The sequence below is a fragment of the Micromonospora parva genome, from assembly GCF_040649675.1.
Lineage (GTDB): Bacteria > Actinomycetota > Actinomycetes > Mycobacteriales > Micromonosporaceae > Micromonospora > Micromonospora parva.
Window position 1 is genome coordinate 1 of sequence record NZ_JBEZFX010000017.1, and the last position, 18,663, is coordinate 18,663.

General features: G+C 71.7%; 14 protein-coding genes and 1 rRNA gene. 8 read left to right on the plus strand and 7 right to left on the minus strand.

Translation table 11 applies throughout. From position 1 onward, the window contains the following. Positions 1 to 72, plus strand: a 5S ribosomal RNA gene (rrf, locus tag AB0C03_RS32385); the annotation flags it as partial. A gap of 85 nt (positions 73 to 157) precedes the next feature. Here rrf and AB0C03_RS30235 read toward each other — a convergent pair. Further along, on the minus strand, positions 158 to 844 hold the full coding sequence (locus tag AB0C03_RS30235; protein ID WP_357640572.1) for a hypothetical protein: 687 nt from the start codon (positions 842 to 844) through the stop codon (positions 158 to 160). Between the two features lie 69 nt (positions 845 to 913). On the opposite strand from AB0C03_RS30235, the gene AB0C03_RS30240 reads away from it, so the two are divergent. Genes AB0C03_RS30240 through AB0C03_RS30250 form a run of 3 tightly spaced genes read left to right on the plus strand, consistent with a single transcriptional unit; the run spans position 914 to position 5,294 of the window. Beyond that, positions 914 to 3,532, plus strand: coding sequence for a valine--tRNA ligase (locus AB0C03_RS30240; RefSeq protein ID WP_357640575.1), 2,619 nt, complete (start codon positions 914 to 916; stop codon positions 3,530 to 3,532). Beyond that, positions 3,529 to 4,863: a bifunctional folylpolyglutamate synthase/dihydrofolate synthase gene (locus AB0C03_RS30245; protein WP_030336592.1), complete on the plus strand. Its 1,335-nt coding sequence runs from the start codon at positions 3,529 to 3,531 to the stop codon at positions 4,861 to 4,863. The genes AB0C03_RS30240 and AB0C03_RS30245 overlap by 4 nt, the downstream gene beginning before the upstream one ends. After that, entirely contained in the window at positions 4,860 to 5,294 is a 435-nt protein-coding gene (locus tag AB0C03_RS30250) for a DUF4233 domain-containing protein (RefSeq protein ID WP_030336590.1), read from the plus strand. The genes AB0C03_RS30245 and AB0C03_RS30250 overlap by 4 nt, the downstream gene beginning before the upstream one ends. Before the next feature lie 42 nt (positions 5,295 to 5,336). Here AB0C03_RS30250 and AB0C03_RS30255 read toward each other — a convergent pair whose 3' ends face one another. After that, positions 5,337 to 6,794: a VOC family protein gene (locus AB0C03_RS30255; protein WP_210866644.1), complete on the minus strand. Its 1,458-nt coding sequence runs from the start codon at positions 6,792 to 6,794 to the stop codon at positions 5,337 to 5,339. 142 nt (positions 6,795 to 6,936) lie between these two features. On the opposite strand from AB0C03_RS30255, the gene ndk reads away from it, so the two are divergent. Further along, positions 6,937 to 7,362 (plus strand): nucleoside-diphosphate kinase, encoded by a 426-nt coding sequence (gene ndk, locus AB0C03_RS30260; RefSeq protein ID WP_210866643.1) that lies wholly within the window; start codon positions 6,937 to 6,939, stop codon positions 7,360 to 7,362. A 61-nt stretch (positions 7,363 to 7,423) separates the two neighbouring features. Here the strand turns inward: ndk and sigJ are convergent, their stop codons facing one another. Further along, entirely contained in the window at positions 7,424 to 8,302 is an 879-nt protein-coding gene (gene sigJ / locus AB0C03_RS30265; RefSeq protein WP_357640581.1) for an RNA polymerase sigma factor SigJ, read from the minus strand. Beyond that, the gene (locus tag AB0C03_RS30270) at positions 8,299 to 8,730 is read right to left on the minus strand and encodes a carboxymuconolactone decarboxylase family protein (protein WP_247676182.1); all 432 of its coding nucleotides are present in this window, start codon (positions 8,728 to 8,730) and stop codon (positions 8,299 to 8,301) included. Before AB0C03_RS30270 ends, sigJ begins: the two co-directional genes overlap by 4 nt. Before the next feature lie 216 nt (positions 8,731 to 8,946). Between AB0C03_RS30270 and AB0C03_RS30275 the strand changes: the two genes are divergently transcribed. Next, positions 8,947 to 10,497 (plus strand): alkaline phosphatase D family protein, encoded by a 1,551-nt coding sequence (locus AB0C03_RS30275; protein ID WP_030336580.1) that lies wholly within the window; start codon positions 8,947 to 8,949, stop codon positions 10,495 to 10,497. Positions 10,498 to 10,563: 66 nt separating this feature from the next. On the opposite strand, the gene AB0C03_RS30280 is transcribed toward AB0C03_RS30275, so the two are convergent. Beyond that, the gene (locus AB0C03_RS30280) at positions 10,564 to 11,742 is read right to left on the minus strand and encodes an acyltransferase family protein (RefSeq protein WP_209444607.1); all 1,179 of its coding nucleotides are present in this window, start codon (positions 11,740 to 11,742) and stop codon (positions 10,564 to 10,566) included. A gap of 294 nt (positions 11,743 to 12,036) precedes the next feature. Continuing rightward, complete coding sequence (locus AB0C03_RS30285; protein ID WP_357640586.1) at positions 12,037 to 13,056, minus strand: ArsR family transcriptional regulator; 1,020 nt, start codon at positions 13,054 to 13,056, stop codon at positions 12,037 to 12,039. A gap of 306 nt (positions 13,057 to 13,362) precedes the next feature. Between AB0C03_RS30285 and ileS the strand changes: the two genes are divergently transcribed. Beyond that, the gene (gene ileS, locus AB0C03_RS30290; protein ID WP_030336574.1) at positions 13,363 to 16,509 is read left to right on the plus strand and encodes an isoleucine--tRNA ligase; all 3,147 of its coding nucleotides are present in this window, start codon (positions 13,363 to 13,365) and stop codon (positions 16,507 to 16,509) included. 96 nt (positions 16,510 to 16,605) lie between these two features. After that, entirely contained in the window at positions 16,606 to 17,295 is a 690-nt protein-coding gene (locus AB0C03_RS30295) for a lysophospholipid acyltransferase family protein (protein ID WP_030336572.1), read from the plus strand. A gap of 9 nt (positions 17,296 to 17,304) precedes the next feature. Here AB0C03_RS30295 and AB0C03_RS30300 read toward each other — a convergent pair whose 3' ends face one another. After that, entirely contained in the window at positions 17,305 to 18,618 is a 1,314-nt protein-coding gene (locus AB0C03_RS30300; RefSeq protein WP_357640591.1) for a hypothetical protein, read from the minus strand. Between the last annotated feature and the right edge of the window lie 45 nt (positions 18,619 to 18,663).

Here is an 18,663-nt window from a genome sequence, read left to right on the forward strand (position 1 = left end):
CCGGAAGCTAAGCCCTCCAGCGCCGATGGTACTGCACTCGTGAGGGTGTGGGAGAGTAGGACGCCGCCGGACAATCTTTCAGAAAAGGCCACCCCACCCGGGGTGGCCTTTTCTGCGTCTGCTCGTTTTCCGTGAACTGGGCGCCGACCGGTGCGGGTCAGTTTCGGGTCTGCATGCCGTCGCGGAGGTCGCGCAGCAGGTCGCCGGCGTCATTGACGGACCGGCCCGGGAACATCGCCATGACCACGCTGCCGTGGTCGGCCCAACCGCACACCGCGAAGTCCCCTCCCTCGCCGCTGGTGCTGCCACACTTCAGCACGCCGCCGAGGTCGCCCGCGGGCAGCTCGCGCAGCCCGTTCACCGCACCGGTCTCGTCCGACATCAGGCGGAAGAGGCTGTCCAGGTCGCGTTCCGGCTGCCAGAGCAGGGTGGTGCCGCCGAAGATGAGCACCGATCGCTTCTCGTCGGCCGGGTCGCGGTAGACGGTGCCGAAACTGCGGTCCAGCTCGATGTTCGCCGCCAGGCCGCTGCGCAGATAGTCGGCGGTGCTCTTCGCCCGCTCGCTGTCGTCGCGGGTCAGGCCCACCACCTGATCGGGTGAGGTCAGTTGGGTGTCCTTCTGCTGCGACACCCGCCACCCAGCGACACCGAGCACCCCGGCACCGGCGAGACCGACCACCAGCGCGGCCCCCCAAGCGATCTTGCGGCGGCGGGACCAGCCACTGGATCGCTCGTCGGGATCGCCCCCGGAGTCTCGGGTGCTCAGCTGGATCGGCTCTTCGGTCAGCTCGACCGGCTCACGGCCGCCGTCGAGCGACCGCTGGGTGAGATGTGCGTCGGACATAGCCGACACCGTACGCGAACGGCAGGTGGCGCACGTCAGGTCTGCGGAAGCGCTCCGTAGACTTGTCCGGTGACCGAGAGACTGGATGCCCGACGCCCCGACGCCCCGACCCTTGCCGGCCAGTATCAGCCCGGTGAGGTAGAGCAGCGACGGTACGAGCAGTGGGTAGCCGGCGGGCACTTCCGGGCCTCCGCCGACAGCGACAAGCCCCCCTTCACCATCGTCATCCCGCCGCCGAACGTCACCGGCTCTCTGCACATGGGCCACGCGTTCGAGCACACGCTGATGGACGCGTTGACCCGTCGCAAGCGGATGCAGGGTTTCGAGGCGCTGTGGCTGCCCGGGATGGACCACGCCGGCATCGCCACCCAGAACCTGGTCGAGCGTCAGCTCGCCGCCGAGGGGCTGTCCCGACATGACCTCGGTCGGGAGAAGTTCGTCGAGCGGGTCTGGCAGTGGAAGGCCGAGTCCGGTGGGGCGATCCTCGGTCAGATGCGCCGCCTCGGCGATTCCGTCGACTGGGACCGCGAGCGCTTCACCATGGACGAGGGGCTGAGCCGCGCCGTCCAGACGATCTTCAAGAAGCTCTTCGACGACGGCCTCATCTACCGGGCCAACCGGATCATCAACTGGTGTCCGCGGTGCCTCACGGCACTCTCCGACATCGAGGTCGAGCACACCGACGACGACGGCGAGCTGATCTCGATCCGCTACAGCGACGAGGTCGTGGTGGCCACCACCCGGGCCGAGACGATGCTCGGCGACACCGCCGTGGCGGTGCACCCCGACGACGAGCGCTACCAGCACCTGATCGGCACCGAGGTCGAGCTGCCGCTGACCGGCCGTCGGATCCCGATCGTCGCCGACGCGCACGTCGACCCGTCCTTCGGCACCGGCATGGTCAAGGTGACCCCGGCCCATGACCCGAACGACTTCGAGATCGGCCAGCGGCACGACCTGCCCGCGCTGACTGTGATGGACGAGCGGGGTGTGATCACCGTCCCCGGCCCGTTCGAAGGGCTGGACCGGTTCGAGGCGCGCCCGGCGATCGTGGCAGCGCTGCGGGAGCAGGGCCGGATCGTCGCCGAGAAGCGCCCGTACGTGCACGCCGTCGGGCACTGCTCGCGGTGCAAGACCACCGTCGAGCCGCGGCTGTCGTTGCAGTGGTTCGTCAACACCGCCCCGCTGGCCCAGGCCGCGGGTGACGCGGTGCGCGACGGCCGGGTCCGCATCGAGCCGGCCGAGCTGGCCAAGCGCTACTTCGCCTGGGTCGACAACATGCACGACTGGTGCATCTCCCGCCAGCTGTGGTGGGGGCACCGCATCCCGGTCTGGTACGGCCCGGCCGGTGAGATCGTCTGCGTCGGCCCGGACGAGGCGCCGCCGACCGGCGAGGGCTGGCACCAGGACGAGGACGTCCTGGACACCTGGTTCTCCAGCGGCCTGTGGCCGTTCTCCACACTGGGCTGGCCCGAGCAGACCCCGGACCTGGCGAAGTTCTACCCGACCAGCGTGCTGGTCACCGGGTACGACATCCTGTTCTTCTGGGTCGCCCGGATGATGATGTTCGGCCTCTACGCGATGGACGGCCGGCCGCCCTTCGACGTGGTCGCGCTGCACGGCATGGTGCGCGACCAGTTCGGCAAGAAGATGTCGAAGTCGTTCGGCAACGTGGTCGACCCGCTGGACTGGATCGACCGGTACGGCGCCGACGCCACCCGGTTCACCCTGGCCCGGGGCGCGAACCCCGGCCAGGACGTCCCGGTGAGCGAGGAGTGGTGCCAGGGCTCGCGCAACTTCTGCAACAAGCTCTGGAACGCCACCCGGTTCGCGCTGATGAACGGCGCCCACACCACGGGTGACCTGCCCCCGACCGAGCAGCTCTCCACCGTCGATCGGTGGATCCTGTCCCGGTTGGCGCACGTCACCGCCGAGGTCGACGAACAGTTCGAGGCGTACGAGTTCGCCAAGGTGTGCGACCTGCTGTACCACTTCGCGTGGGACGACGTCTGCGACTGGTACGTCGAGCTGAGCAAGCCGGTGCTCGCCGAGGGCGGCGAGCGGGCCGAGGCCAGCCGTCGGGTGCTCGGGCATGTGCTCGACCAGCTGCTGCGGCTGCTGCACCCGGTGATTCCGTTCGTCACCGAGGAGTTGTGGCTCGCGCTGACCGGCGGCGAGACGGTGCAGGCCGCCACCTGGCCGGTGGCCGACCGGTCGATGGTCGACGACGCCGCCGAGGCCGAGCTGCTCGGCGTGCAGCGGGTGGTCACCGAGATCCGTCGGTTCCGTTCCGACCAGGGGCTGCGTCCCACGCAGCGGGTGGCCGCCCGGCTGGACGGGCTGTCCGGTGCGGGTATCGCGGCCCACGAGCCGCTGATCCGTTCGCTGGTCCGGCTGGACCCGGCCGGTGACGACTTCCAGGCCAGCGCCACGCTGGCCATGCCCGGCGCGGTCGGTGTCGCGTTGGACACGCGGGGGTCGATCGACGTGGCCGCCGAGCGGGCCCGGCTGACCAAGGATCGCGCGGCGGCCGAGAAGGAGGCCGCGCAGGCCCGGGCGAAGCTCGGCAACCCGGCCTTCATCGGGAAGGCCCCCGAGCCGGTGGTCGCGAAGATCCGCGACCGGCTCGCCACCGCCGAGGCCGACCTGGTCCGGATCGACGCTGCTCTGGAGACACTGCCCTCGTGACCGACCGTACCGATTTCGCCGCCGTCGAAGCCGAGCTGAACGCCCGCGGTTTCACCCGCATGGTCTTCGAGCTGGACCGGATCGAGTCGCTGCTCGACCTGCTCGGCAGCCCGCAGCGGGCGTACCCCGCGATCCACCTGACCGGCACCAACGGTAAGACGTCCACCGCGCGGATGATCGACTCGCTGTTGCGGGCGTTCGGGCTGCACACCGGTCGCTACACCAGCCCGCACCTGGAGACCGTGCGGGAGCGGATCAGCCTGGACGGGGAACCGGTCAGCGAGGAGCGGTTCGCGGCGGTGTATCAGGAGATCAAACCGCTGGCCGAGCTGGTCGACGCGCGGTCGGACGAGCCGCTGACGTACTTCGACATGACCACCGCGCTGGCGTTCGCGACGTTCGCCGACGCGCCGGTCGACATCGCGGTGGTCGAGGTCGGTCTCGGCGGTGCCGAGGACGCCACGAACGTTCTCCAGGCCGGGGTCTGTGTGATCACCCCGATCGGGTTGGACCACACCGAGTGGCTCGGCGACACGCTCCAGGACATCGCGTTGGCCAAGGCCGGCATCATCCACCCGGGCGCCACCGTGATCGCGGCAGCGCAGGAGGAGGAGGCGGCGGGCCCGCTGCTCGAACGCTGCGCCGAGGTCGGGGCCACCATCGCCCGGGAGGGCGGCGAGTTCGGCGTGCTCGGTCGGGCGGTCGCGGTCGGCGGTCAGGTGCTGCGCCTCCAGGGCCTGGGTGGCGTGTACGACGACGTGTTCATCCCGCTGCACGGCGCCCACCAGGCGCAGAACGCGGCGGTGGCGCTCGCCGCGGTGGAGGCGTTCCTGGGTGCGGGGGCTCGACGTCAGCTCGACATCGAGGCGGTCCGGGAGGGTTTCGCCTCGACCAGCTCCCCGGGCCGGCTGGAGCGGGTCCGTAACGCCCCGACCGTCCTGCTGGACGGGGCGCACAACCCGCACGGCATGAAGGCCACCGTCACCGCGCTCCAGGAGGAGTTCGCGTTCAGCAAGCTGGTCGCCGTGCTCGGCGTCCTCGCCGACAAGGACGCGGAAGGGCTGCTGGAGCTGCTGGAGCCGGTGGTCGACCAGGTGGTGGTCACCCGCAACAGCTCGCCACGGGCGATGCCGACGGAACAGCTGGCCGCGCTGGCCGCAGAGATCTTCGGCGAGGAGCGGGTGGCCTCGGCCGAGGAGATGCCGGATGCGATCGAGCTGGCGGTGGCGATGGCCGAAGAGGACGTCCCCGGTGAGCTGAGCGGGGTCGGGGTGCTGGTCACTGGGTCCGTGGTGACTGTCGCCGACGCGCGCCGGCTGCTGAAGCGATGACCAGCCCGGAGCGGGACCCGCACACCGCCGAGGACCCGACCGGTCCGCCGGTCGAGCCGCCGGTGGGGGAGCAGCCCACGGCCGGGCAGCCACGGCGCTCCGGGTTGCGCAACCCGGAGCGGGCGGTACGCGGTCTCGGTGCGGGCACGCTCAGCCTGGAGGCGCTGGTGCTGCTGCTGGCGATCCAGCCGATCCGGGTGGTCGGCGGTGACCTCGGCGGCGCCGCGATCGGCGCGGTGGTGGCGTTGGCGGTGGCCGCCGTGGTGCTCGCCGGCATGATGCGCCGCCCGTGGGCCTGGAACGCCGGCACCGTGCTGCAGGGCCTGCTGCTGCTGGGCGGTCTGCTGCACTGGTCGCTGCTCGGGCTGGGCATCATCTTCGCCCTGGTCTGGGCGTACGCGTTGCACGTTCGCCGCGTCATCCTCGGCTGAGAACGACCCGTCGGCGACGCCCGGAGGCGGGAGCGGGCCGGGTCAGGCGTCGGCGCGTTCGCGCCACTGGGTGAGGGCGACACCGTGGCCGTCCGGGTCACGGAAGGCCGCCGCCCAGCCCTCCAGCTTGGTGCCCCGGTTGACCACCCGGGGCGCGTACGTGAAGCGGACGCCCGACCCGCGCAACCGTTCGTACGCGGCCTCGATGTCGTTGACCTCGAGGTTGACGTGCACGAGGCGGCGGCTGATGGGCGCCGCCCCGGTCACCTCGCGCAGCACGATCCGGGTCGCCCCGGAGGCGAGGACGGCGTTGTGGGCGCCCTGGTCGACCTCGCTGAAGCCGAGCACGTCGCGGTAGAAGCCGAGCGACCGGGAGAGGTCGGTGACCAGCAGGGTGAGGCCCACCCCGCTGATCGGTGCGGCGGGATCCGCTGCCGAGTCGGCGGCGAACCCGAAGATCGCCCGGTCGAACTCCTCGTCGGTCACCGTCTCGGGTGCGGCACCGGCCGGGGAGGGATCGTCCAGCGGAAGGTCGAGCGGGTCCAACGGGTCGGCCGCACCGGGGCCGGACCGCTGCGCGGGCGGCGGGTCGAAGCGCTGCGCCGGCGGGTCGACGGTGTCGTCGGAGGGCGGGATGACAGTGTCGTCCTCCGTGGCGTCGAACCGGTCCGCGACGGGTTCGTCGAAGCGCTCCTCGGCGGGTGAGCGGGGGGCTGGGGTGGCCCGCCGTGGCAGCCCGCCGGCCTGCGGTTCGACGACGACGCCCTCCAACACCACCGGGCCGCCCGGGCTCTGGTGCATCACCACGGGCTCGCGTTCCTCGGCCACGACGCCCGCGTCGTCACGCCGGAGATCGTCACGCCGGGAGTCGGTGCGCAGCGGGTCGGCGCGCACAGGGTCACCGAGCGGGTCCCGGAACGGGTCACCGACCGGGTCACGGAAGTCCTCGCGGAAGTCGTCGTCCGGTGCGCGGTCGGCCCACGGCGGCGCGTCCTGCTGGATCAGCACCTCGTCCATCGCCTCCGCGTCGGCGAACTCCGGCGGGAGGTCGGCGACGGCGGCGGCGGTCTCGGCGTGGGTCGGCACCTCGTCCCAGAGGACCTTGACGTGCCGCTGGTCGTCCAACGCGACCCGGATCGGCAGGGTCTGGCCCAGCGACGGCCACTTGGAGACCGGCACCCTCGGCTCGATGATCTTCTTGGACCGGGGCGGCAGACCCGGGGCGTCGAGCACCAGTTGGAGTTCGCAGCGGCCGAACGCGTACTGCGTGGGTGGTTCCGAGGCGCTGTGCACGTGCCCGACGCCGACCACCCAGGTACGCCCGCCGCCGCGTACGGTCGCCAGCGCGATCGCCAGCACCAGCAGGGCGACCCCGAGAGCCACGATGGCCCAACTGGTCATGCCCAGGCCGAAGAGGACGACGAACGTGGCAACGGTGCCCAGCACCGCGCCGATCAGCTTGCGTACCGGCGCGATGGGTCGGTTCCCGCCATTCGCCACAGTGGACCTCCCGGGGGTCAGGACCAGGCTAGGCCGGATCGGCCACCGGGGGAAAGACCGGCCGCCGCGCCGACGCCGGGGCCGGGTCGCTAGGCTGACCGTACCGACCCCGAGCGTGAAGCGCGTACAGGAGGAACCCAGCGTGTCCAGCAACAGCCCGGAAGAGCGCAGCCTCGTTCTGATCAAGCCCGACGCGGTTCGCCGCGGCCTGGTCGGCGAGGTCCTCTCCCGCTTCGAGCGCAAGGGGCTGCGGATCGACGCGATGGTGCACCGGACGATGGACGCCGCGCTCGCCGACGAGCACTACGCCGAGCACGTCGACAAGGCGTTCTACCCGCCGCTGAAGGACTTCATGACCAGCGGCCCGTTGGTCGCCCTGGTGCTCTCCGGCGACCAGGTCATCGACGTGGTCCGTGGGCTGGTCGGGGCCACCGACGGGCGCAAGGCCGCCGCCGGCACCATCCGCGGTGACCTGTCGCTGTCCAACCGGGAGAACCTCGTGCACGCCTCCGACTCGACGGACAGCGCCAAGCGCGAGATCGCGCTCTGGTTCCCCGAGCTGGGCTGACGCCCCACCGGCCGGGGGCCCGACACCACTGACGGGCCTCCGGCACCACTGACGCCCGAATTCAGCCGGTCGCCGGCACCTTCGCCGGGTTGCCGATCACGTAGATCCCGGTGATCCGTCCGTCGGCCGCGGCGATGGTCAGCGTGTACCGGCTGCCGTCCGCGCGGGTGACCAGCACCGCGGGTTCCGCGTTGAGTTCGATCGGCTCCATGGTCACCTGATGACGTGGGCCGTAGACCCCGGCGTAGAACCGGGCGATCCGGTCCGCGCCGGTGACCGGGTTGAGGGCGGCCCGGGCCCGGCCGCCGCCGTCGTTCCAGGCGGTGGCGTCGGCGGCCACCAGGTCGGTGAGGGTGGCCAGGTCGCCGTCGCGGGCGGCGGCGAGGAACGCGTTCAGCAGCCGCTCCCGCTCCGGGCGGCTGGCGGTGAACCGGCGCTGCTCCTGGCGTACCCGGGCGGTCGCCCGGTGGTACAGCTGCCGGCAGTCGGCGACGGACCGGTCCAGGATCTCGGCGATCTCCGCGTACGGCAGGTCGAAGGCCGTGTGCAGGACGTACACCGCCCGCTCCGGCGGGGTGAGCCGCTCCAGGACGTGCAGCAACGCGGTGGAGAGCGAGTCGCGCAGCTCCACCCGGTCCAACGGCCCGAACGGCGAGGGCGCGGTCGGCACCGGCTCGGGCAGCCACGTGCCCACGTACGTCTCGCGGGCCGCCTGCCGGGCGCGTAGGCGGTCCACTGCCAACCGGGTGACCACCCGGGACAGGTACCGGCGCGGCTCGTCGACCCGTGCCCGGTCCACTCCCAGCCAGCGCAGGTACGCCTCCTGGAGCACGTCCTCCGCGTCGTGCAGGCTGCCGAGCAGCCGGTACGCGAGCCCAAGCAGCATCGGCCGGTGCGCCTCGAGCGCACCGGCCGCCTCTGCTGCCGCCTGGGTGGTCACGCCTGGGCCGGAGGCTCCAGCCGCATCGTCACCCCGATCCGATTCCACACGTTGATTGTGGCAATCGCGATGACCAGGTCGGCCAGTTCCTTCTCCGACCAGACCTTCGCGGCGTCATCCCACACCTCGTCCGGCACCCCGTGCTCGCCGAGCCGGGTGACCGCGTCGGTGAGGGCCAACGCGGCCCGTTCCCGCTCGTCGAAGAAGGGCGACTCGCGCCAGGTGGCGACCGCGAACAGCCGCCGGCTCGATTCGCCGCCGGCGAGCGCGTCCCGGCTGTGCATGTCCACGCAGTACGCGCACCCGTTGATCATCGACGCCCGGAGCTTCACCAGCTCCAGCACCGTGTGGTCGACGTTCGTCTGGACGTACTTCTCCAACCCGAGGACGGCCTTGTACGCCTGCGGCACGACCTCGGTCGGGTTCATCCGTTGCACGACTACCTCCTGATCGGTTCCGACACCCATACGACGGTTGCGCCGGGCGGGGCGTGACAACCGGGACTGTGACCCCGCTCATGCCGGCGGCGATCGGGGGCGACTGACGACCGACGGCCGGCGTTCGCGTCCGCGTCACCCGGGCCGCCGCTCACTGTCACCTCCGCCCGATAGACCCACGGGGTCAACCCATGATCGGGAGGAAGCATGACCGAGCTTGATCGACGTACCCTGCTGCGCACCGGCCTGATGGTCGGCGCCGGAGCCGCCGGCGGCGCGCTGTTGGGCGGTGCCGGCGCGAACGCCGCCCCGGCCTGGCGCCCGGCGGCGCGCCCGGTGCTCACCCACGGGGTGCAGAGCGGCGACGTGACCGCGGACTCGGCGCTGGTCTGGACGCGGGCCGACCGGCCGGGCCGGATGCTGGTCGAGGTGAGCCGACGACCGGACTTCCGGGGGGCGCGTCAGCTGCGCGGTCCGGTGCTCACCCCGAACGGCGACTTCACCGGGAAGGTCCGGCTGCGGGGCCTGCCGGACGCCGAGCGGCTGCACTACCGGGTGCGGGTGGAGAGCCTGGATCGGCACGGGGTGGTCAGCGAGCCGCGGACCGGGACGCTGACCACCGCGCCGGGACGGCACCGCCGACGTGACGTGAAGTTCGTCTGGACCGGCGACGTGGTCGGGCAGGGCTGGGGCATCGCCCCCGACTTCGGCGGCATGTCGATCTTCCGGGCGATGCGGCAGGCCCGACCGGACTTCTTCCTGTGCAGCGGCGACACGGTGTACGCCGACGGCCCGCTGGTCGAGTCGGTGACGCTGCCCGACGGGCGGATCTGGCGCAACCTGGTCACACCGGAGAAGAGCAAGGTCGCCGAGACGCTGGCCGAGTATCGCGGGCAGTTCGCCTACAACCTGCTCGACGAGCACCTGCGGGAGTTCGCCGCGGCGGTGCCGCAGATCAACCAGTGGGACGACCACGAGGTCCTGAACAACTGGTACCCGGGCGAGATCCTGGACGACCCGCGCTACACCGAGCGGCGGGTGGACGTGCTCGCCGCGCGGGCCCGCCAGGCGTTCAACGAGTGGCTACCGGTGCCGGTCGACGGGCCGATGTACCGGCGGCTGTCGTACGGGCCGTCGCTTGACGTGTTCGTGCTCGACATGCGCACCCACAAGGACCCGAACGACGGCAACACGTACGCCGACCCGAAGCGTGGTCTGCTCGGCCGGCAGCAGCGGGAGTGGCTGATCCGGGAGCTGAAGCGCTCCACGGCGACCTGGAAGGTGATCGCCAACGACCTGCCGATCGGAGTGGTGGTGCCGGACGGTCCGGGCGCGCAGGAGGGTGTCGCGCAGGGCGACCCGGGTGCGCCGGCGGGTCGGGAGCTGGAGTTCGCCGAGGTGCTGCGGGCCACCCACCGGGCCGGGGTGACCGGCATGGTCTTCCTCACCGCCGATGTGCACTACTCCGCCGCGCACCACTACGACCCGTCCCGCGCGGCGGTCGGCGACTTCACCCCGTTCTGGGAGTTCGTCTCCGGCCCGGCGCACGCCGGCGCGTTCGGCCCGAACGCGTTGGACGGCACGTTCGGGCCCCGGGCGGCCTTCGTGCACGCGCCGCCGGTGGCCAACACGTCTCCGGCGGAGGGCTTCCAGCACTTCGGTGAGGTCACCATCGACGGTGAGTCCGAGGCCCTGACAGTCCACCTGCGCGACCGGGACGGCGCCTCGCTGTGGAGCACCACCCTCCCGGCCCCCTGACCACAGCTCGTTGATCGTGAGGTTGGCGGGGCGGACTGGGCAACCTGCCGTCCGCCAACCTCATGATCAGCGGCGGTCGCCGCCGGGAGTGAGGGCCGGCAGGGCGGGCACCGTCCGCTCGTTGGGGTCGGCCGACATGGAGGGCTCGGGGGTCGTCGGCGCGGGGGACGTCGGCGTGGCGGCCGGTGTGGCGGGGACCACCTTTCCCCGGCCGGAGAACCGGCGTCCCACCCCGATCATCGGCTGCTCCACCCAGCGGTAGAGCAGATCGGCGGCGAGCAGACCGACCACCGTGGTGGCGACGAACAACCGGGTGCTGTGCCCGGCGTACGACGGGACCAACGCGATCACCGTCGTCATGGCGAGGTACTGCACCAGGTACAGCGAGTAGGAGCGTTCGCCCACGAACACCAGCGGTCGCCAGGAGAGCAGCTTCGTCGGCAGGCCCGAGGCCAGCATGGCCGGGAGCAGCACCGCCACCGCCACCGCGTAAACGCCGATCATCAACTCCGAGTGACCGTCCTCGGCGGGCGGCCAGTACGGCAGCGACAGGTGCACGGCGACGAACCCGACGAGTACGGCGAGGGACGCCACCGGATGGGTCAACGGCCGGAACAGCGCGTACCCCCGGGGGTGGTGCATGACGACCGCCAGCAGGCAACCCACCAGGATCGACACGTAGTGGATCGGCCAGTAGGGCCAGTCTTTCTCGAACGGGATCAGCGCGACCAGAGCGGCGATGGCCAGCAGCGTCACCGCCATCCGGCGTAGGAACGCGGTGCGGACGAACACGAAGGCGAGCAGCGGCCAGACCAGGTAGAACTTCCACTCGATCGCGATCGTCCAGGAGTGCGGGAACGCCTGGTTCGGCGCGAACTCGTTGACCATGAGCAGGTAGAACGGCATCGACTCGCGCAGCCTCGCGCTGGCGCCGTTGAGGTGCGCGAGGGCGTACGTCGCGGCGAGCACCACCAGGTAGACCGGCAGGATCCGGAAGATGCGCCGGACGTAGAAGGACCGCAGCGACACCCGCCCCCGCGACTCCTCCTCGCGCAGCATCAGCGTGGTGATCAGGAAGCCGGAGAGCACGAAGAACAGTTGGACGCCGACCCAGCCGGACAGCCAGGTCCATCGCGGCCCCCCGAAGTGGAAGGCGACGACGATCACCGCGGCGATCGCACGGAGCCCGTCGAGGGCAGGAAACCGGCGCATCGCTCGGTATTCGGCGTAACTTATCGTGGCCACCCGCTGAATTCTGGGGAGCGGCACACAACGCGTCAAGGCGGCTCTCTGACGCCGCCTCGCTCCGGAACGCCACCCTCCCCGTGACCCCGAGCCGTCGAACGGGGCGACAACTCCTTGATCAACAACGGTTGGGTGCCGGTCTTGCCAGCGCCGTTCGGCCCGGGCAGGCCGAACAGCTCCCCGTTGCCGACCGTCAGGTCGACGCCGCGGACCGCCTGGACCTTACGACGCTGTGATCCGCAGGCTAGGAGCGACGGGGACGGGTGGGAAACGGATTCGGATCGAGCCGAATGCTCAGGCCGAGACGTCCGCCGGCTCGTCACCGACGAGCTGTACCAGTGCCAGACCGGCCGGTTCCAGGCCGTACAACACCCGCCGGCCCACCCGGCGACGATGCACCACACCGGCGGCCAGCAGCGCGGAGAGCTGCTCCGACACCGTGCTCGGGGCGAGCCCCAGAGCGGCCGCGAGGCCAGCGGTGGTGGCTGGCCGCGCCAGCGCCCGCAGCACCTGGGCACGACCTCGGCCGACCAGCATCGCCAGCCGGTCCGTGACCGGTGTCGTCCGGGCCGTCGAGGTCGGCCCACCCTCGGCGAGCACCACCGCCCCGCGCGCCTGGTAGGAGACGGCGATGATCTCCGGATGGTCGGTGGCGCAGATGAGTGCTCCCTGCGCGAAGACCAGGGGAATCAGCAGCAGCCGCTGGTTCACCGCCGTGAACTCCTGCTCCGACGGCTTCACCAGCGTCAGCACCGGCTTGTCCCAGCGCACCCGCTCGTGCAGGTCGGCCAGCAGCGCGTCCGGACCGTACGCGGCGAGCGCCCGGGCCCGGTGCAGCACCTCCTCGTCCAGCGCCGCCTGCATCGCCGGCCACCACGGTGCGATGGCCGCGTCCCAGTACGCCTCGATGCCGTCGGCGAGTCGCTCCAGGGCGGCCCGCCGGTCCGTGACGAACGGGCGGAGCCACTCCGGCAGGTCGTCCGGCTGGTAGTAGTGGGGGATCTGCTCGGCGATCACCTCAGCCGGCGTCGCGCGCAGCTCGGCGAGCTGGTCGGCCAGGGTCGGCGCGGCCGACGTGGGGATCGGGCTGAGGAAGTCCGGTGCGGGTAGGCCGACGGTCAGCAGCCGGGCCGGCGCGGTCGCCGGCACCTCGTCGAGCACCCGCCGTGCGTGCCGCGCCCAGGCGGTGTACGGCCAGGGCGCCTGCACCGGATGGCGCTGCAGCACGAACAGGCTGGTCAGCACCTCCCAGAGCGGGCTGGTGGCGATCCGGGTGCGGGACAGGGTCGGCTCGTCCAACTCGATCCGGATCACCCGGTCAGCCTAGGGTGCCGGAGCGCGCGTCACTCGGCGGTGGGGTGGGGTGCGGGTCTTGTATCGTTGAGCACCGTAAGGCGATGACCCGGCCATCACCGGTGAGCCTCCGGAAGAACAGCCGGGCGACCGGCCCAGTAGAACCGGACGGGTGCGGCCCGTCACAGCCGGCAATGAGCGGGCGGTCGATCCTGACCGCCAAGCGGGGTGGTACCGCGGGCCACCCGGGAGCGCCGTCGTCGGCGTACCCGGACGGTTCGTCCTCGCAGACCCACGTTGAGTGAGCTGCGAGGAGAGCGACCCCCGATGGCCTATCCGTTGCACGACCCGACCGCCGCCGGTGTGCCGGCGAGCCCGGACCTGCCCGCGGTCGAGCGCCGGGTGCTGGAGCACTGGACGGCCGACAAGACCTTCGAGGCCAGCGTCGAGGCCCGTCCCGCCGGCACCGACGGTAAGAACGAGTACGTCTTCTACGACGGCCCGCCCTTCGCCAACGGTCTGCCGCACTACGGTCACCTCTTCACCGGCTACGTCAAGGACGTGGTGCCGCGCTACCAGACCATGCGCGGCCGGCACGTCGAGCGGCGCTTCGGGTGGGACTGCCACGGCCTGCCCGCCGAGGTGGTGGCCGAGAAGCAGCTCGGCATCACCAGCAAGGCGGAGATCATCGACCTGGGCGTGGCCCGGTTCAACGAGGCCTGCCGGACCTCGGTGCTGGAGTTCACCCAGGACTGGGAGCGGTACATCAACCGGCAGGCCCGCTGGGTCGACTTCACCAACGACTACAAGACCCTCGACCTGGACTACATGGAGAGCGTCATGTGGGCCTTCAAGACCCTGCACGACAAGGGTCTGATCTACGAGGGTTTCCGGGTGCTGGCGTACTGCTGGCGCTGCGAGACGCCGCTGTCGAACACCGAGACCCGGATGGACGACGTCTACCGGGACCGGCACGACCCCACCCTGTCGGTGTGGTTCGAGCTGACCGCCGACGAGTCCGCCCCGGAGCTGGTGCGCGGGCCGGTCAAGCTGGGCGTCTGGACCACCACGCCGTGGACCCTGCCGTCGAACCTGGCGCTCGCCGTCGGCCCGGACATCGAGTACGCGGTCCTGGAGCGCGAGGGCGAGCGGTTCGTGGTCGGGGCGGCGCGGCTGGCCGCGTACGCCAAGGAACTGGACGGGTTCGAGCAGGTCGGCACCGTGTACGGCCGGGACCTGGTCGGACGCCGCTACACGCCGCTGTTCGACTTCCTCGTCGAGCAGGCCGGGGAGAACGCCTACCAGGTGCTCGGCGCGGAGTTCGTCACCACCGAGGACGGCACCGGGATCGTGCACCTGGCCCCGGCCTTCGGTGAGGACGACCAGAACGTCTGCAACGCCGCCGGCATCCCCACCATCGTCACCGTGGACGACCACACCCGCTTCACCGCGCTGGTTCCGCCGTACCAGGGTGAGCAGGTCTTCGACGTCAACAAGCCGGTGATCCGGGAGCTGAAGGACCGGGGGGTGGTGCTCAAGCAGGACACCTACACCCACTCGTACCCGCACTGCTGGCGCTGTGACACCCCGCTGGTCTACAAGGCGGTCTCGTCGTGGTTCGTCGCCGTGACGAAGTTCCGGGACCGGATGGTCGAGCTGAACCAGGAGATCAACTGGACGCCGGCGCACATCAAGGACGGCTCGTTCGGCAAGTGGCTGGCCAACGCCCGGGACTGGTCGATCAGCCGTAACCGGTTCTGGGGCTCGCCGATCCCGGTGTGGAAGTCCGACGACCCGAACTACCCGCGCCTGGACGTCTACGGCTCCCTCGCCGACATCGAGCGGGACTTCGGCGTACGCCTGACCGACCTGCACCGGCCCGAAGTGGACGACCTGGTCCGCCCCAACCCGGACGACCCGAGCGGTCAGTCGATGATGCGCCGGGTGCCGGAGGTGCTGGACTGCTGGTTCGAGTCCGGTTCGATGCCGTTCGCCCAGGTGCACTACCCGTTCGAGAACGCGGACTGGTTCGAGCACCACTACCCGGGTGACTTCATCGTCGAGTACATCGGGCAGACCCGCGGCTGGTTCTACACGATGCACGTGCTGGCCACCGCGCTGTTCGACCGGCCGGCGTTCCGCAACTGCCTGAGCCACGGCATCCTGCTCGGCTCGGACGGGCGCAAGATGTCCAAGAGCCTGCGCAACTACCCGGACGTCTACCACGTCTTCGACTCGTACGGCTCGGACGCGATGCGCTGGATGCTGATGTCGTCGCCGGTGCTGCGCGGCGGGGACATGGCGGTGACCGAGACGCTGATCCGCGACGCGGTACGCCAGGTGCTGCTGCCGCTGTGGAACGTCTGGTACTTCTTCACGCTCTACGCCAACGCTGACGGGTATCAGGCGCGGCGGCGCACCGACTCCACCCATCTGCTCGACAGGTACATCCTGGCGAAGACGAACGAGCTGGTGTCGACGGTCGGCGCGCAGATGGACGCCTACGACATCTCCGGCGCCTGCGCCACCGTCCGGTCCTACCTGGACGCGCTGACCAACTGGTACGTGCGCCGGTCCCGGGACCGGTTCTGGTCCGGTGACGCCGACGCGTTCGACACCCTGTCGACGGTGCTGGAGACGCTCTGCCGGGTGGTGGCGCCGCTCGCGCCGCTGACCGCGGAGGAGATCTGGCGTGGGCTCACCGGTGAGCGGTCGGTGCACCTGACCGACTGGCCCTCGGCGGAGGAGTTCCCGGCCGACCACGACCTCGTCGCCGCGATGGACAACGTGCGGGCGGTCGCCTCGGCGGCGCTGTCGCTGCGCAAGGCCAAGGGGCTGCGGGTGCGCCTGCCGCTGTCGACGCTGACAGTGGCCTCGCCGGCGGCGGAGCAGTTGCGCCCGTTCGCCGACCTGGTCGCCGACGAGGTCAACGTGAAGACGGTGGAGTTCAGCGCGGAGCTGTCCGCGTACTGCGAGCAGGTGTTGACGGTGGTGCCCCGGGCCCTCGGCCCGCGCGTCGGCAAGCAGGTGCAGCAGGTGATCAAGGCGGTCAAGGCCGGTGACTGGGAGCTGGTCGACGGCGCCCCGGTGGCCGCCGGTGTCACCCTCGCCGAGGGCGAGTACGAGCTGCGCCTGATCGCGGCCGACGCCGAGCACTCCGCCCCGCTGCCCGGCGGCGAGGGCGTGGTGGTGCTGGACACCGACGTCACCCCGGAGCTGGCCGCCGAGGGGCTGGCCCGCGACGTGGTGCGGGTGGTGCAGCAGGCCCGCCGGGACGCCGACCTGGACGTCTCGGACCGGATCGTGGTGTCGGTGTCGGCGTCCGACGAGGTACGCGCGGCGGTGGCGGGGTACCTCGACTTCGTGGCCGGCGAGGTCCTGGCCGACTCGGTGGACTTCGCCGAGGGCCTCGACGGCTTCGCCGGCGAGGTCGGCGAGGGCGAGCGGGTCACGGTCACCGTCCGCCGGTCGTAGCACGCGGGGCGGACGCCGCCGCACCTCCGTCTGCGGGGTGTGGCGGCGTCCGCTACCGTGACACCGCCCGCTCGCACCTCATCTGCCGGAGGACCAGTGCCCCTGCTCTACACCATCGGCAAGCTGACCGTGGCGCCCACGCTGCGGGTGGCGTTCCGCCCGACCGTGGAGGGTCTGGAACACGTGCCGGAGACCGGCGGCGCGATCTTCGCCGGCAACCATCTCTCGGTGGCCGACGAGCTGTTCCTCGGCACCGTCGTGCCCCGGCACCTGGCGTTCTGGGCGAAGTCGGAGTACTTCAAGGGCGCCGGCGTGAAGGGCGCGATCTCCAAGTTCGTGCTCACCGGCCTGGGCGCGATCCCGGTCGAGCGGGCCGGCGGTCGGGCGGCGCTGTCCGCGTTCGACGCGGCGATCCCGGCGCTCAAGGGCGGTGACCTGGTGGTGGTCTACCCGGAGGGCACCCGCTCGCCGGACGGCAAGCTCTACCGGGGGCGTACCGGCGCGGCCCGGCTGGCCATCTCGGCCGGCGTGCCGATCATCCCGGTCGGCATGATCGGTACGGACAAGGCGCAGCCGATCGGCGCCCGGGTGCCCCGGCCGGGCGCTGCCAAGATCACGGTCCGGTTCGGCAAGCCGCTGGACTTCACCGGCCGGCCGGACGATCGCACCTCGCTACGGCAGATGACCGACGAGCTGATGAGTGAGATCCAGAAGCTCACCGGCCAGGAGTACGTGCCGCGCTACGCCCCGCCGCGGGCCCACCCGGACCCGACCCGCGACGCCTGAGGGCGCGGCTCAGCCCCGTTCGGGCTGGACGATCTGGGCGCGCAGGCTGGCCAGCAGGTCGGCGCTGTCGGCCACCGAGAGTCGGGTGAACACGCCGGTGGCGATGCTGCCGTGGTCGACCGACGTGCAGACCACCACGTCACTGCCGTCGGCGCTACCCACAGCGCATCGTTCGTGCCGGCCCCGGACACCGGTGTCCACGCTCTCCGGGGCGCTCAGCGCGTACCGATCGGTGAGCCGGCTGATCTCGGCCTCCGCGTCCGACTCCGGACTGAACCGGAAGCCGGTGCCGCCGAAGACCGTCACCCGCTTGCCGCTCGTCGTGGCGTAGACGCCGGCGAAGGTGTCCTCGGCCAGCCAGTGTTCCTTGCGTACCTCGTTCTCCAACTTCTTGGCGGTCTCGGTGCTGCGGTTGTCCTGGCGCAGGCTGAGGTCGTCCACCTGGACGGGCAGTGCCGCCCGCGCCGGGTACTGGGCCGAGATCGGGAACCCGTAGTAGGCGGGGCAGCCACAGCAGCAGGCCAGCGTGAGCAGCAGCAGCCACGGCCAGCGGCGTCGTCGGCGGACCGGGACCGGCACGTACCCCTTGGGCGCCTGCCAGCCCGGCGGCGGGGCGGGCGGTGACGCGGTGAACCGCTTGCCCCGGCGCTGCTTGGGCACCTTCGGCGGCGCGGGTGGCGACATCGGTCGGGCCGGCACCATGGGTCCGGCGGCTCGCGGCGCGCTCGGGGCGGCCGGCGGCGGCGCCACAGGTCCGACGGCCCGCGGTGCGATCGGGGCCGACGGCGACACCGGATACGGCCCGACCGGGGGAGCGGGCGGCCCGGAGGACCACTGCCGGGTCTCCGGCGGCGCCGGGTACGACAACGTCGGTGGCAGCGGCGGCAGCTCGGCGGAGGGCAGGTCCCAGCCGCCGGTGTCCACGCCGGCCCACGGGTCGACGGGCGTCTGGTGCTCGGGCGGCCCGACGGAGACCGGCGGGACAGGGGTCGGCTCGGCCGACTCGCCCCAGGCGGCCCGGCGGGGCAGCGGCGGCGGCACCGGAGCCGAACCGCTCCACCTGGGCGCCGGGACCTCCGCGGTGGCGGCAGGTTCCGGCTCGTCCGGCGGGTCCGGCTGGCCCGAGGGGTCCGGGGGGTCCGGCTGGGTCGGTGGTTTCGGCTTGTCCGGCTGGTCCGAGGGGTCCGGCTGTTCCGAGCGGTCCGGCTGGGTCCGGGGTACGGGTGGGGAGGTCGGCTCGTCGGCGACCGCCGGGTCCCGCTCCGGCTCGGTGCCCGGGGTGCTCCCGTCGGCCGGCCGTGCTCCCGGCTGGGGGTCCGGCATCGCGGCAATCTCCTCTCGCGCCGATCCGAGGTTAGTACCGCGCCG

Bases quoted from the DNA above. Each gene is read 5' to 3' on its own strand.
- AB0C03_RS30235 (WP_357640572.1), bottom strand. From the start codon at position 844: ATGTCCGACGCACATCTCACCCAGCGGTCGCTCGACGGCGGCCGTGAG.
- AB0C03_RS30250 (WP_030336590.1), top strand. From the start codon at position 4,860: ATGACCAGCCCGGAGCGGGACCCGCACACCGCCGAGGACCCGACCGGT.
- AB0C03_RS30270 (WP_247676182.1), bottom strand. From the start codon at position 8,730: ATGAACCCGACCGAGGTCGTGCCGCAGGCGTACAAGGCCGTCCTCGGG.
- AB0C03_RS30275 (WP_030336580.1), top strand. From the start codon at position 8,947: ATGACCGAGCTTGATCGACGTACCCTGCTGCGCACCGGCCTGATGGTC.
- ileS (WP_030336574.1), top strand. From the start codon at position 13,363: ATGGCCTATCCGTTGCACGACCCGACCGCCGCCGGTGTGCCGGCGAGC.
- AB0C03_RS30300 (WP_357640591.1), bottom strand. From the start codon at position 18,618: ATGCCGGACCCCCAGCCGGGAGCACGGCCGGCCGACGGGAGCACCCCG.